This is a genomic window from Paraburkholderia rhizosphaerae (assembly GCF_004366595.1).
In the GTDB taxonomy this organism is placed as follows: domain Bacteria; phylum Pseudomonadota; class Gammaproteobacteria; order Burkholderiales; family Burkholderiaceae; genus Paraburkholderia; species Paraburkholderia rhizosphaerae.
The window spans coordinates 261,348-275,049 of the sequence record NZ_SORE01000008.1 but is presented as its reverse complement, the minus strand read 5'-3'; the positions used below and the strand labels follow the sequence as shown (position 1 = coordinate 275,049).

The 13,702-nt window shown below is 57.2% G+C and carries 12 protein-coding genes and 1 pseudogene; 2 read left to right on the top strand and 11 right to left on the bottom strand.

Going from position 1 to position 13,702, the window contains the following annotated elements; genetic code table 11:
* Positions 1–94: 94 nt before the first annotated feature.
* Positions 95–562 (top strand): annotated as a pseudogene (locus BX592_RS13295) (SDR family NAD(P)-dependent oxidoreductase); the annotation flags it as partial.
* A gap of 153 nt (positions 563–715) precedes the next feature.
* Here the strand turns inward: BX592_RS13295 and BX592_RS13290 are convergent.
* On the bottom strand, positions 716–1,600 hold the full coding sequence (locus tag BX592_RS13290; RefSeq protein ID WP_134192221.1) for a LysR family transcriptional regulator: 885 nt from the start codon (positions 1,598–1,600) through the stop codon (positions 716–718).
* 230 nt (positions 1,601–1,830) lie between these two features.
* Here BX592_RS13290 and BX592_RS13285 point away from each other — a divergent pair, with 230 nt between their 5' ends.
* Positions 1,831–2,409, top strand: coding sequence for a methylated-DNA--[protein]-cysteine S-methyltransferase (locus BX592_RS13285; RefSeq protein ID WP_243849524.1), 579 nt, complete (start codon positions 1,831–1,833; stop codon positions 2,407–2,409).
* Between the two features lie 334 nt (positions 2,410–2,743).
* On the opposite strand, the gene BX592_RS13280 is transcribed toward BX592_RS13285, so the two are convergent.
* The 10 genes from BX592_RS13280 to BX592_RS13235 form a co-directional block, all read right to left on the bottom strand.
* A complete protein-coding gene (locus BX592_RS13280) occupies positions 2,744–3,472 on the bottom strand; it encodes an amino acid ABC transporter permease (protein ID WP_134192220.1) in 729 nt (242 codons plus the stop codon).
* Positions 3,469–4,200: an amino acid ABC transporter permease gene (locus BX592_RS13275; RefSeq protein ID WP_134192219.1), complete on the bottom strand. Its 732-nt coding sequence runs from the start codon at positions 4,198–4,200 to the stop codon at positions 3,469–3,471. Before BX592_RS13275 ends, BX592_RS13280 begins: the two co-directional genes overlap by 4 nt.
* Positions 4,201–4,218: 18 nt before the next feature.
* A complete protein-coding gene (locus BX592_RS13270; protein WP_134192253.1) occupies positions 4,219–5,007 on the bottom strand; it encodes an ABC transporter substrate-binding protein in 789 nt (262 codons plus the stop codon).
* 193 nt (positions 5,008–5,200) lie between these two features.
* Complete coding sequence (locus BX592_RS13265) at positions 5,201–6,883, bottom strand: carboxylesterase/lipase family protein (protein WP_134192218.1); 1,683 nt, start codon at positions 6,881–6,883, stop codon at positions 5,201–5,203.
* Between the two features lie 613 nt (positions 6,884–7,496).
* Positions 7,497–7,835, bottom strand: a complete 339-nt coding sequence (locus tag BX592_RS13260; protein ID WP_134192217.1) for a P-II family nitrogen regulator — start codon at positions 7,833–7,835, stop codon at positions 7,497–7,499.
* 28 nt (positions 7,836–7,863) lie between these two features.
* Positions 7,864–8,871, bottom strand: coding sequence for a helix-turn-helix domain-containing protein (locus BX592_RS13255; RefSeq protein ID WP_166676354.1), 1,008 nt, complete (start codon positions 8,869–8,871; stop codon positions 7,864–7,866).
* A 97-nt stretch (positions 8,872–8,968) separates the two neighbouring features.
* Positions 8,969–9,553 carry an enoyl-CoA hydratase/isomerase family protein gene (locus BX592_RS13250; protein WP_243849523.1) on the bottom strand — a complete coding sequence of 195 codons (585 nt, stop codon included), beginning with the start codon at positions 9,551–9,553 and terminating at the stop codon, positions 8,969–8,971.
* Entirely contained in the window at positions 9,535–11,001 is a 1,467-nt protein-coding gene (locus BX592_RS13245; protein ID WP_134192215.1) for an AlkA N-terminal domain-containing protein, read from the bottom strand. Before BX592_RS13245 ends, BX592_RS13250 begins: the two co-directional genes overlap by 19 nt.
* Before the next feature lie 133 nt (positions 11,002–11,134).
* Positions 11,135–12,490 carry an FAD-binding oxidoreductase gene (locus tag BX592_RS13240; protein ID WP_134192214.1) on the bottom strand — a complete coding sequence of 452 codons (1,356 nt, stop codon included), beginning with the start codon at positions 12,488–12,490 and terminating at the stop codon, positions 11,135–11,137.
* Between the two features lie 82 nt (positions 12,491–12,572).
* Positions 12,573–13,307 (bottom strand): helix-turn-helix transcriptional regulator, encoded by a 735-nt coding sequence (locus tag BX592_RS13235; RefSeq protein ID WP_166676353.1) that lies wholly within the window; start codon positions 13,305–13,307, stop codon positions 12,573–12,575.
* Positions 13,308–13,702: the final 395 nt, after the last annotated feature.

Below are 13,702 nucleotides of genomic sequence, written 5' to 3'. Positions count from 1 at the left end.
TCTCTCTCATAGGTTGCGTCCGCAAGTTGTAGTTGCGGACGCAATCGTGGACCTTCTTAAGCTGGCAAGCTAGGTGCGGGGAAATTCGCGCTTACAATTCTTTGATGTCAATGTGATGTCCGGTGTCCGACTGGCGCGTGCGTACTTGCCCGGCATGAAGCAGCGCGACTGGGGACGGGTTGTATTCATCAGCAGCGAGAGTGCGATTCAGATCCCCGTCGAAATGATCCACTATGGCATGACAAAGACCGCGCAACTTGCCGTCTCGCGAGGGCTCGCTGAACATTGCGTTGGCACTGGAGTGACGGTCAATGCTGTGCTCCCGGGTCCTACAAGCTCGGAAGGAGTCAGTGAGTTCGTGGGGAAGTTGGCGGGAGGGCTGTCATCCCGTGACGCCGAGAAGCAGTTCTTTGAAGAGGCGAGACCAACCTCACTGCTCAAACGGTTCACGACGCCCGATGAGGTCGCAAATCTCGTGGTGTACGTCTGCTCCGGTTTGTCATCGGCTACCACCGGCGCGGCCCTTCGCGCCGACGGTGGCGTGGTGCGCGCTGCATTTTGACAAGCCATAGCTCTCCCGACCCGGAGTTGCAGGTGCTTGAAAGTGCAGCACGGACCCGTCTGCCAATTAACGAAATTGCGGACGGTGGAGCGTGGAAACGGCCACTTTGACTCCGTGGCAGACCCACACATACCAGCCGTGTGGAAGGTCAAGTCACAATCCCGCCAGTTCAGTGGACAGAAAGCGAATCAATGCTGCAACCCGACGGCCAGGCACGGCTGCCGGGTACACTGCATAAAGATCGATTGACCCGGCCACATAGTCATCCAGCGCCGTTTCCAACGCCCCTTGCATCAGTTCGGCGCGGATGTCCCAGCGGTTCTTGACGACAACTCCTAGTCCCGCTACCGCCCACTCACGAAGCACACCGCCGTCACTGGCCTGACGGTCGCCCGATACCTTGACGTTGATATGCTTGTCGCTCACGCGGAAAGGCCACGCGACTAAAGGCGCACCCGGCCGCGCCAGAATGAGGCAATTATGGTGCGTCAGATCATCAGGGATTGCAGGCTTTCCACGCCGTTGCCAATAGTCCGGCGATGCACATACTAGCCGCTCACCGCGTACCAGAAGGCGAGCATGCATGCCTGAATTGACTAACGGACCGTTGCGAACCGCCAGATCGATATGGTCGGTTACCGGGTCAAGGGTGGTGTCGCTGAGCAACAGACTCACATGAACGCCAGGATGGAGCGACTGGAAGCGGTCGAGCAAAGGTCTCAGTTGAATCCTGCCGAAATCATTTGTCGCCGTCACGCGTATCGGCCCGGTCAACGGCCCCTCCTGTTTGAGGTTCGCGAGCGTTTCATCCCATTCATCAACAATGTGGCGCGCTTTGTTCAGCAGCGCTACGCCCTCATGCGTAAACACCAATCGACGCGTCGTGCGAGTGATCAACGTGGCACCCACCTCGTCTTCCAGTTGATTCACTGCAAGCGTTACCGACGATGTCGCTACCGTCCGCTGCCGGGCGACTGCGGAAAAGCTGCCCATCTCGGCGACATCGATCAACAGGCGCAGCGCATCTATACGGTCCATCTTTTGACTCTCTCCGACATGTAAATGAGATTCTGCTGGCTAGTCCGAACATCTTCACCAAAAAATCGCTCACATCATCTGAGCGACTCGCATCATCGGCTAACGCGCCCATTCGGCGCAACTGTGTTTTTGCATGCGTCACCATGTCCGGAAATGGCCAGAAACCTCCAGGCGACCTGGCTAGATTACCGTCAACAAAGACGTGCCGGCTTCTCTCAACGAAGCATCCTTTGACTGCCCACCATCGCTATAAGGCGCTGACAAATATCATGTACTACTCGCATAGCTACCCCTCCCCCATTGGTCGGCTGCTACTGGCAAGCAATGGTCGCAATCTGGTCGGACTATGGATGGAGGGGCAAAAATATTTTGGCGGGACGGTCAGCGAAACGCTCGAACCCGATTCACGAAGAGACGAATTCAAGCATGCGTCAGTCTGGCTGGACGCTTACTTCGCCGGAAAGAAGCCGCATCCTCACGACCTGTCGCTTGCCCCCAATGGCACGGCGTTTCAACAAGTAGTCTGGCAGCAGTTGCTCAAGATTCCTTACGGAGAGACCCTAACGTATGGGGCGGTTGCTTGTCAGGTAGCACTTGAGATGAAGAAGGTGTGCATGGCCGCGCAAGCTGTAGGAGGCGCGGTCGGGCACAACCCTATCTCGATCATCATTCCCTGCCATCGAGTGGTAGGCAGAAGTGGAAGCCTCACTGGCTACGCAGGTGGTCTCCAGAAGAAAATCCACCTCCTTAGGCTTGAGGGAGTGGATACCGCAAACTTTTTTTTGCCCACAAGGGGAACCGCATTGTGAGAAGAGCCGTTCACGCTCAACTTCTATCGTGTCGAAAAGCAGTCTTTGCATACCGGGAGGCCAGCAGCGTCACATGGCGACGCAGGTCGTCCTCGAAATACGGACTCGTGCGTCGGCCCCATAGATTTCTGCACGCTGTATTTCGGCGGCAGCTGATATCCGGCCGTTGTACGCAGTATTCGGTGAGAAACGCAAAGCGGATTCCTCAAAGGAGGCAAGTGCTTTGCGTCCTGCGCGGCTAATCAACATGCAAACTACTGCGGCCGATGAAGAAAGTACTACCCGACCTTGGGCCATTCGGTTGCGCGCGAACATTCACGCGCGACCACCGTTACTACCCGCCTTCCATCCCCTCACGGGCCTCGTTTGCTTGACCGGTGCGCGTCGTATTCGGATTGACAGGCAGCAATCGATTCGCGCCGAATTGCAAAACCGAGCACAACAGTAGATAGACAGCGCCTACGAACAGAAAGATCTGCACGGGATAGACCATCAGGCGGTTATTGACCTGGGTCGCGAGAAACGTGAATTCCGGCACACCGACGATATATGCAAGCGACGTATCCTTGACGAGCGCCACCCATTGATTGACGAATGAAGGCGCCATCATTTGCAAAGCTTGGCGCATGACGACGTAACGCAATGCCTGCCAGCGCGTCATACCGAGCGATGCCGCCGCCTGCCACTGTCCGGCGCCCACCGCAGCCAGTCCGGCGTGCACCGAATGCGACATATACGCTCCGCCAATCAACGCGAGCGCACAGATGACTGTCGCGAGACCCGGCACATCGATGTGCAGCAGGACCGGCATCAGGAAGAATGCCCAGAAGACCAGCATCAGTACAGGGATCGCTCTGAAGAACCCGACGATCGAGACGCATGCAAGACGCACGCCGCCGCCGGTCATCATCAGCGCGATGCCGCCTGCGAGTCCAAGCACCGACGACAGTAACGCCGAAACGATAGACATCGCCACGGTCAACGCTGCCCCGCCCAAAGGCCCGTCCGGAAACGCGCCCAGCAGCAGGTAACGCAGTGTCGGAAACCAGTCGGTAGCGATCATGTTCGCCGAGGTCCCATCGTACGGGCATCACGACGTTGCCAGATCATCAATGCAGCTTCGATGACCGCGATCGTGACGATATAAAGCACGGTTGCGGCGCCGAACGCCTGGAACGACTTGAATGTTTCGGTATCGACCTGATGCGACATATAGGACAGTTCCGCCACACCAATCGCCATCGTCAGCGACGAGTTCTTAACGATGTTCATATATTGTCCGGCAAGTGACGGCATTGCGATCCGGATTGCCTGCGGCAGTATCACGTAGAGAAATGCGAGCCACGGCGTTAGCCCCAGTGCCGCCGCGGCGTGGTGCTGGTTAGCTGGCACACCGCGTATGCCGGCGCGCAATTCCTCGCCGACGAAGGTCGTCGAATAGCAAGTGAGACCGACCCATCCCGCGATGATCTCGAATGACGGCCATGAAAGTGCCAAACCATCTACCGTGAGAATGTGCGGCGCATTAAGCCAGTTCATCAACGATGACGGCAGTAGCGTCGCTGCGCCGAAATACCAGAACAGCAACTGCACCAGCAACGGGGAATTGCGAAATACGACGACGTACAGCGCCGCTCCATGCGCAATCACGGCCCGTTGCGACAGCCGCGCCATCGCGAGTCCGAACCCTGCTACTGTCGACGCGACGATCGTGCTGACCGACAGCAGCAACGTTAATGCGAACCCATTTGCGATCCATGCCATGTACCTGGGTTGCAACCAGTCGTTCATTTCGATTCAACCGGCGTGTCAGTGCTTGAGCGGGTCGCCGATGCGATACAGGCGTGGCAACGGCGATTGGCTCGCCGGTCCGAACCACCGGTCGTATATTTTTGCTGCCTCACCGTTTGCCTCCAGCGCCCTCAGCGTTTCGTCGACGACGGCACGCAACCGAGTCTCGTCTTTCGGGACACCAGCGCCTTGATAGTCGTTCGAAATAGCAAACGGCGGGATCTCGTACTTCTGCCTGTCAGGGACATGTGCAAGCAGCCCGACCAGTTTTGGGCCGTCCTGCGTGATTGCCTGCACGTTGCCCGCGCGTAGCGCGGCAAAGGCGAACGGCGTATCGTCGTAGGCGATGATGGTCGCGTGCGGAAACTGCGCTTGCACCTGCTGCACGTTGGTGGTGCCCTTATCCGCGCCGATGCGCAGATCGTTCAACTGTTGAGGGAATCTGAGCACGCCCTTCTTCGCGATGAATTGTGTCCCCGACGCGAAGTAGGGGATGCTGAAGTCCACCTCCTTTTTGCGCTCGTCCGTGATCGTAAAGTTCGCAAAAACGAGATCGACCTTGCCGGACTTGAGAAACGCGATGCGATTGGCAGGGTTGGTCGGCTGTATCACTAGCCTGACACCCAGGCGGTTCGCCACCGAGCGTGCATAGTCCACATCAAGACCGACGATCTGATTGCTCTTCGGATCAACCGAACCGAACGGAGGGTTGCTATCAAGTGTCGCGACACGCAGAACGCCGGACTTACGGATGTCGTTCAGACGATCGGCCCGTGCGACCCCGGAGATGACAAGCAGCAATCCCATCGCTGCGGCGATAGTGAGGATTTTCACCTTAGTGTCCTTAGATAGGTAAGCGGCATTCGAAGACGAATAACACCGAATGCCATAAGCGAGCTCCGGCGGCTCACGTCAGACTGGTTGTGCGCACTTCATCTGACAAGCGTCAGTTGAAGAGCGCATCGACGTTTTAAGGCTATGTTCGCGGTACAGATCGTTGTCAGTACAGGGCGAGGGAGTCCCATATGTCGCAGCGATGACGCTGCGCGAAGCTTCTACCATCTATCGACGTCGAGCCCTCAGACTGAAAACTCTCCATGCGCTGGCGCGTCGGATCGTACTTCGCCCACATGTGGTCAGGCCACGGTTCGTTGCCTCTTGCGCTGGCAAATTTCGTCCAAAGTTCGATCATCTCGTCTGACAGACGGTGCTGAGCGAAATTGAGCGGATTCGTCGAGCCGGTACCGCCATGGTAGTGCGGGAAGATGTACTGCAGTTCCGCGGTATGGTACGCGCGGAAGTGGAAGCTGACGGTTGGCATATAAGCCGGCGTCGTCTTGTCGTTGAACTCGTACGCGTAGACCGGCATAGCGGTCGAGAGTGTGTTGTTTAACTTATGTGCAACGCACGCATAGAGATAGTCGGTTTCCGCAGTCGCCAATGCGATACTTGGGCTCGGATAGTTGCCGGACGGATATTGCTCAAGCACCAGAGGTTGCAGAGCGGGCCCCCAGAATCCGGTTACCGCGGCCGGATAGCCATCGCTGGTAAGCGGTGGAGCGCCCATCTCCTCCGGCAAGGCGACGTTCCAGCGCGCGTCATCGCCGTTGGAGCCATTGATGAGCGGCACATGAGCGAAGTCTCCGGAAGCAAATGCATCCTGGAACGTACGGGGCAGCATGGACTTCGGGTCGAAGACCAAGCCTCCACCGCTCAACAGGAAGCTGCCCTGCTTTGCGAGTATCTCGGATACCGGCACGCTTCTCAGGCACTCCGCGGTTTGGTCTGCACAACCGACGGCGTTTGCAAATCCCACTCCTTTTGCCTCCGCGGCCGCTTTGGGAATCTGGATCTGCTTGAAACCCTGGAACGCACCGCTTTGAATAATCGCTTTATGAAAGAGCCCCCTGGCTGCAGGCGCTATCAGATCAGCGAGTACGGTACCACCGCCCGACGATTGTCCGAAGATGGTCACGTTGCCCGGATCACCGTTGAATTTATGGATATTGTGTTGCACCCATTGCAAAGCGAACAACTGGTCCATGAAGCCGTAGTTTCCGAACGGCGCATTGGTGCCATCAAGCGCAGGATGCGCGAGATATCCTAGCGCGCCGAGGCGGTAATTTATCGTGACGACGATGACGTTACCCTTTACGGCCATTTCACTTCCATCGTAATCGTCGCCCTCACCCACCTTGTTACCTCCTCCGTGAACGAAGAACATGACTGGGAGCCTGCTTCTACGTGTCGAGGCGCCCGGCGGGGTGTACACGTTCAGGTTCAGACAATCTTCGTTCATGCTCGCGGATGAGAAAACACCGTAGTCGGTATTTTGCGCACAGGTGTGTCCGAAATGATCGGCGTGCAGGCTGCCCTTCCATCTGACAGGCGGTTGCGGCGGACGCCAGCGCAAGTTGCCAACAGGTGGCGCGGCGTATGGTATGCCAAGGTATGCAACGGCATCGCGCACGGTGGTCCCGATCAGCGCGCCGCTGTCGATTTCGATGACCTCCGGCTCGCCATGTTTCGTTGGCGGATGAGCCGATGCAGTGTGAACCCATGCTGCTACAAGCGACGCCACGATTGTCAAGGCGCCCAGGCGGCGCATCAAGGATCTGCCGGGACCGGGCGGAACTTCGACCCTGCCAACTGGATTCTCATTCTCAATTTTGTCGATACGCATGCAATGATTTCCGATTTATAAACGATCGTTAAGGTGATGAATTCCCCAAGTCCGAGCAATTTGTAGTTTGGTTCGATTCGCAAGGAATTACTTTTCATTCCGCTCAGGAGCAACGCGCCCAAGATTGGCATGGTTAATGGGGAATCCTTCTGCGGGCTTCATTTGTCGACGTCACTAGACGACTTGAAGGTACCCTGCCAACCTTCGACGAAGTGGAGTCTAAACTGACGTTTAGGATACCTGGTTTATAGAGACGAATGCGTCATCCTGTTAACGAAGTACTGTAGGATGGCTTATTAAATGACAGATTTTTGACTGAACATTTTTTGATTAATCTTTATAACAAATTGAAGATATGCGGCGAGATAAAGTGAATTATCGTTTATCTGCCAGATCGTTCTCTCCGATGCGATACAACATCACATTTCCTCAATGACCTCGCCTCGAGATCGCCTGACATTGGTTGGACTGCGGAGCGCGCCGGGCATTCGTGCATACCGCGCCGGACGCTCACGATGTCGAACTCAGCATGAGCGGGCCGACGTGCTACAGGCTGCTGTGCTTCTCTGTCGAGAACCCCCATGAGGTGCTTTCGCGCAAGGTCGCTGTATTTCTACAGGGCATCCGCGCCGGTTTCACCGGTACGGATCCGGATCACCTGTTCGATCGGCGTGACGAAAATCTTGCCGTCGCCGATCTTGCCGGTGCGTACCGCACCCTCGAGCGCTTCAATCGCCTGGTCGACGGTGTCATCGGACACCGTTGCTTCGATCTTCACCTTCGGCAGGAAATCGATCACGTACTCCGCGCCCCGATACAACTGGGTGTGTCCCTTCTGACGGCCAAAGCCTTTGACTTCCGTAACCGTGACCCCCGAGACGCCGATTGCCGACAGCGCTTCGCGCGCCTCATCGAGCTTGAACGGCTTGATGATTGCGGTAATGAGTTTCAAAATTTTTCACCCTTCTGTAGTTCATACGCTATCCGCGATCGATGTGTGAAGGATGCCTATCAGACGACGGAACGCTTGCCTGTGCATCTTGATCTTCGGTGTCGCGTGCCATCTGATTACATGTTGCATACTCGCGCGGCGTCATGTCGTAGCGTGCTTTAAACGCACGACTGAAATGTGAGTGGCTCGGGAAACCGCATTGGTACGCAATGGCCTTTATCGCGCCGTGCGACGCGCCGACACCCAGCCGCCGCGCTGCGCACTCAAGGCGCAGTGACCAGACATAGCGCATGACTGATAGCCCATTTGCTCGCAATGCACGGGTGAGACTGCTGGTCGACATGTTTAGCGCCGCGGCGATGCATCCGGGACTCAGATTGGGGTCGCATACACGACGCAGAATCATCTGCTTTGCGCGCGTCACGATAAGGCTTGGCGAGCGAGCCATGAGAGGTCGGCCGCTCTCGTTGACCAGTACATCCATCAGATCCAGGCACTGCTCGCCGAGCCGGGCGAGCAATAGTCCGGTTGCCTTGTCAGCCTGTGAAGCCAGGCAAAGGACGAAGTCGCGCACCGCCCTGACATCTGGCGACGTCGGATCCGGACACCACACTACTGGAAAGCGGTAGCGCAACCCACGGTCGCTTAACGCTGACCTTGGAATGCGAATTATCGAAATAGTCGTTCTTTCATGAACTGATGCTTTATACCTGGTCAGAGGATCAACCACAGCCACGTCGCCTGGCCTCAGTTTATACGTCTGACCTCGCTGTTCGATGCACCTCGTACCGCTTTTGACAACTTGCAAGAAAAGATTGTCAAGGTGACTTCCACGCATGATAGGTGATGCCGACTGCCAGGCGATGTCGAGGTTCACGATTGTGATCTTGCCGGTGTGCACGCCACAATGAATTGATGGGCCAGGATCGGGAGAATCGAAGTGGTACTGATGACCGACGGATGACATCGCGTCAATCCATTCTGCTCGAGACATTCGCGTGCCATTCCAAATATTCTCGCAATTCGTGTCAAACATGGTGCTCATTCCTGGAAAGACTCGAGCCATATGTCTGGCTTGATACTGCATCGCCAAGTCGAAATACAGTCGCCGAGCAATGGGAGTACGTCGGAAGTTACACATCAATGCCTGCGCGCTTACCCTTGAGTGATCGCACGTCTTGGCAACCGAAAGCAGCCGGCGATGTGTTCGCGAGGTGCTCTGCCAGTTGTTGCGCACGAGCATGCAATGTTTGCTGATGGACAATCTCAAACGCCACGCCAAGCTGCTTTGCCTCGTCGGCGTCGAGTTCACGTGCGGTAAACACAAGATCTTCGGCAAGTAACGCAAGACTGAAGCCCGTGCCAAAGGCAACGCCGTCCACCGCTGCTATCACCGGGCGATCGAGATCAAGCAGCGTACCGATCCATTCGTGCGAGTCGTCGATCCGTTCTCTACCTGCTTGAGCATCAACTACGTTCTTCGAGTTGATGTCCCCTCCCGCGCAAAAATTGTTCTCCTTCCCGCAGATAACGATTGCATGCATTGAGCGATCAGCGCGAATTGACTGGATCGCCTCCCGCAACGCATCGCGCATGGACGAATCGAGTGCATTTTTCAGCTGCGGACGGTTCAGCGTTAATGTGCCGATGCCGTTAGCAATGTTAATTAGCAGGGTCGACATGGTGTTGTCTATATCGTCTAATGCAGGGAGTTCCACAAATTGATCGTGGCGTAGCTGCGCCAAGGGCTCCATTCCTGTGCCAGTGTGCTGATTTGCCTGGGCGTGCGGGGTGCGAGGGCCTTTTTGACACCGTAGTCTGTCGGCAAGAATGCGTCAGGCCAGGCCATTGCGCGCATGGCGATATAGTGCGCAGTCCAGGGACCGATTCCCGGAAGCTCCAACAGCTTCTTTACTTCACACGCGGGCTCCACGCCTTGTCCAAAGTTAATATCGTGTGCAACTAACGCTTGAGCTAGTGCACGTATGGTCCTCGCACGTGTCCTTATGATGCCGAGTGGACCCAAATGGCTCTCAATGTCTCCCTCGAGCGAGAGAATGCGGGCCGGAGGCGGAAACGCGTGAGACAGGCCCGGGACGGCGGTTTGCACTGGCGTGCCATAGTTGCTCACCATTCGGGCAGCGAGGGTGCGAGCGGCGCCTACGGTGATCTGTTGACCGAGTACGGCTCTTACCGCCATCTCGAACGGGTCGAAGCTGCCAGGCAGCCTCGTTCCAATAACCTGGAGGCCTGACTTCAGGTCGTTCATTGCGACCAAAGCCTCATGGACCGCCTGCGGATCGCAACCCAGGTCAAATAGATGGCGGACCCGCGCCAGGACCAGTGAAAGAACCGGGAGCAATGACAGCGACGCTTCGACATTGAGCGCTTTTCTTTGAGGGAGATGCCACACCCGTATCCAGCCAGAATGTGTTTTCCCGTTCGGCCCTGGAAGGGCTACAGCTCGCGCGTACAGGTTGTCCTTGATTACTTCTACCCCAGGGATGGCGCGTGACGCCAGAAACGCAAGCATTGCATCCCATTGGTAGGGAGGGCGGTAACCCAACGCCAGATTGAGTCGGGCCGCCGATTCTGCCCGCTTCTCCTTTTGGCGACGAAGCGCTGTAGGAGCGAGTCGATATTGGTTCTTGAAGACAGCGTTAAAGCGTCTGAGGCTACCGAACCCTGAAGCCATCGCGACATCGACCACAGACAGTTCAGTGTCGGTCAGAAGATTTTTGGCTAACAGAAGCCGACAGGTCTGTCTGTATTGAATCGGTGTGACGCTGAACTCGGCGACGAATACCCGACGCAAGTGCCGGTCAGTGCAATTGAGCTGACTCGCCAACCCTTCAAGCGCGATGTCGCTTCCACAATTTTCCTCGATCAACCTGGCCGCGCGTCGCGCAAGCGATGCGGAGGCGTCGACCGGCGCGTTGCCTGGCGCCAGTTCAGGGCGGCAACGCAGACAAGGACGGTAGCCTGCCTGTTCCGCCGACGCTGCCGTCCGGTGGAACGAACAGTTTTCCAGCTTTGGGAGCTTCGCGGGGCAGATCGGGCGACAGTAGATGCCCGTCGAAAAGACAGCGACGAAAAATCGCCCATCAAACCTTGCGTCTTTAGCCTTAAACGCTGCATACCAGGCGTCACGTCCGTTATCGAGCATCGTCGTTTTCTCCGTTGAATGCACTCTATTCACCCGGCATACAGTTTTCGCGCCGTTTTCGGACATGGTTGTCCGTTGGAGAACCCGCAAGGCGCTTCGGGATCGTGAACCACAGCATCGCCCCGATCAGCGGCTAGCGTGACACGAACGGTAGAGGAATCGCCGACTTGAAAACATCGTGCGGATCGTACTGAAGCTTCGTCGCAACGAGGCGCAACGCATTCGGCCCGAAACTGTAGAGCGCGCGGTCGCGTTCGTCGAGCGCAAGCAGATTCGCATAGCCACCTGGAAAGCTGAACGGGTTAAGCGCATTGGCCGTTTCGCGTACCCACAACTCTCCACGCGACACGCCTCCCAAGTCCTCATCGCTTTGCGCGATGATCTCAAGCATCACATGCCGCTGCCTGAACCCGAATGCCGTGGCCGCCGGATCGACACGCGTTGCCGCTCCGCGCAGATCGTGCGTGACGATCGAGCAATCTTGCGACGGGCGGCACGCGATCCGTTCCGCTATCACAGCGGCGGTTTCCCCTTGAATGTGGCTCACCCAGCGGGTCGCCATGAACGTGCGGCGCCCGTTTACCGCATACGAATCGAACAGATTGCGCGACGCTCCATAACTGCTGTGCTGCATGTTTTCGATCAGCGGTTCTCCGAGGCGCCGCAATCTGTCGATTTTCGCGTCGCCTTGATTCGGCGCGCCGCTCCAGGTCGGAGCGATCGCGACGACCGGCGCACCTTCTGGGCCTGAGGCCATGACTACCTGTACATCGAGTTGTTCCGGCGCTTCCGCGATGAAGTCAGCGAGATTGTCGAGCACCGACCTCGCCTGAGAAAAGGGGTAAAGGATCAAGCCGGAAAACACGCTGGAAACGCTGTGCAATGCGAGCTTCATCGACGTGACAACGCCAAAGTTTCCACCGCCACCACGTAGTGCCCATAGCAGATCAGGCTGGTTATATGCGTTCGTCCGTACAATCGTGCCATTTGCGAGCACGATTTCTGCTTCGAGCAGCCCGTCGCAAGCAAGGCCGAAAGCAGCATTCAGTGGACCGTACCCACCGCCTAAGGTCAGGCCACTCAATCCAACCACGCCCGACGAAGCGGTCGTTGCCGCCATCCCGATAAGATCCGTCACGGCAAAGAGTTCGGTACCTCGACAGCCACCTCCGACCTCAACCGCGCTGCCGCCATGCTTCAGGGCGACGCGGCGCATCGGCGTCAAATCGATCACGACGCCATCGCATAACGCGCGGCCTTCCCAATCATGACCGCCGCCTCGTACGGACACAGGCAGTCCCGCATCGAGCGAGGCCGAAAGCGCCACTCGCACGTGCTCCGCTGTCGAGCAATGCACGAAGGCCAGCGGTCGACGGGAGTTTTTCGGCCAGATGTTCGCTGCGGCGGCATAGCGCGGATCACCGCGTAACGAAAACGATGCCGGTAAGACTCGTTTGAGCTCGGCAATCAGCTTGTCGGCAGAATTCATCGCGGGTTCCTATCTACGAAGGTACGTGTGTACCCGCGATGAAGGCTATCCGTCGGTGCTCCGTCAGTCTTGGAGATTTCTGCTAATTGGCTCGCGGTTGTGCAAGAAGCTTCGCAAACTGGGTCGGCGTTGCGCCGTAGACGCGCTTCACCCATCGGCAGAGATGACTCTGATCGACGAAACCGGTCGCCGCGGCGATCTCGACCAGCGACATCTCCGATTCGCGGATCATTTTTATCGCGTGTCTCAAACGAAGCTGCACCAGATACTGATAGGGGCTCATGCCAACCGAACGACGAAAGATGCGCGGAAAGTGAAACCTGCCCTTGCCCGCCACAGCCGCAATCGTATCGACATCGATCGGTTCGCACAGGTGCGCGGTGACATATGCGTTGATACGCGCCATCACGCGGGGCTCCAGCGCCGTGCGGTCGACGGAGCGTTCGGCGGCGAACAGATAGTTCTGAAATAGCCGGCCATACAACACGTCGGTCAGCTCGTTCCAGTACGACGGGCCGCTCGAGAAACCCGCCGCGGCCTCGTCCGCCAGCTGACCGGCGGCGGCGAGCAGTTGCGCGTCGTATCCCGACAGCACTGCGTTCAACGTACAGGGTGATCCGGCGCGTTCTGCCGCGAAAAAAGCGAGCGAATGCTTAGGAATTGATAACAGAAGATATCTGCTCGAGTTCCGGGTTTCTCCGTGAAATTCGATATCGGCCGGGCAGATCGCAATATTGCCCGGCAACGAGACGTGTACCAGTGATCGATTGCCAATCCGGCAGGAAATCGGCCCGCGTTCCCCGCCGAGATCGAACATCAATGTGTGCCGCGAAGCGCACCCGGCCGCGAGCATTCCGCCCGCAAACCGAAGCTGCGCGAGTTCGATGCCTGATTCGCCTGGCGAGCGCGCAGCGTATAGAACATCCGGCTGTCCGTCGTCGTTGCCTTGTTCGAGCCTGATTTCGTCTGGTCGGTCCGGAGTGCGGCATGTCATCTGAGTGTGGACCCGAAAACGGGTGCAATTTGATCACCGCCCGCTTTCCCACGATGTCGGCAAATCGCCGCATCGACAGCGGAATTTCGGCGCTGCATCATGCAGCGCGTCGCCGATCATACGGTAGTGTGCCGACGGCAAGGAAGGCGGTTCCTATGGTCGCTTCGGGTGGTGAAACAAGGCTGCGGATCTTTACAATGCATCTATCTGGTTCTTTT

What these genes read in the sequence shown, in the direction of transcription:
- BX592_RS13290 (WP_134192221.1), bottom strand. Translation starts at nt 1,600, where the DNA reads ATGGACCGTATAGATGCGCTGCGCCTGTTGATCGATGTCGCCGAGATG.
- BX592_RS13280 (WP_134192220.1), bottom strand. Translation starts at nt 3,472, where the DNA reads ATGATCGCTACCGACTGGTTTCCGACACTGCGTTACCTGCTGCTGGGC.
- BX592_RS13275 (WP_134192219.1), bottom strand. Translation starts at nt 4,200, where the DNA reads ATGAACGACTGGTTGCAACCCAGGTACATGGCATGGATCGCAAATGGG.
- BX592_RS13270 (WP_134192253.1), bottom strand. Translation starts at nt 5,007, where the DNA reads ATGGGATTGCTGCTTGTCATCTCCGGGGTCGCACGGGCCGATCGTCTG.
- BX592_RS13265 (WP_134192218.1), bottom strand. Translation starts at nt 6,883, where the DNA reads ATGCGTATCGACAAAATTGAGAATGAGAATCCAGTTGGCAGGGTCGAA.
- BX592_RS13255 (WP_166676354.1), bottom strand. Translation starts at nt 8,871, where the DNA reads ATGTTTGACACGAATTGCGAGAATATTTGGAATGGCACGCGAATGTCT.
- BX592_RS13245 (WP_134192215.1), bottom strand. Translation starts at nt 11,001, where the DNA reads ATGCTCGATAACGGACGTGACGCCTGGTATGCAGCGTTTAAGGCTAAA.
- BX592_RS13240 (WP_134192214.1), bottom strand. Translation starts at nt 12,490, where the DNA reads ATGAATTCTGCCGACAAGCTGATTGCCGAGCTCAAACGAGTCTTACCG.
- BX592_RS13235 (WP_166676353.1), bottom strand. Translation starts at nt 13,307, where the DNA reads ATGTTCGATCTCGGCGGGGAACGCGGGCCGATTTCCTGCCGGATTGGC.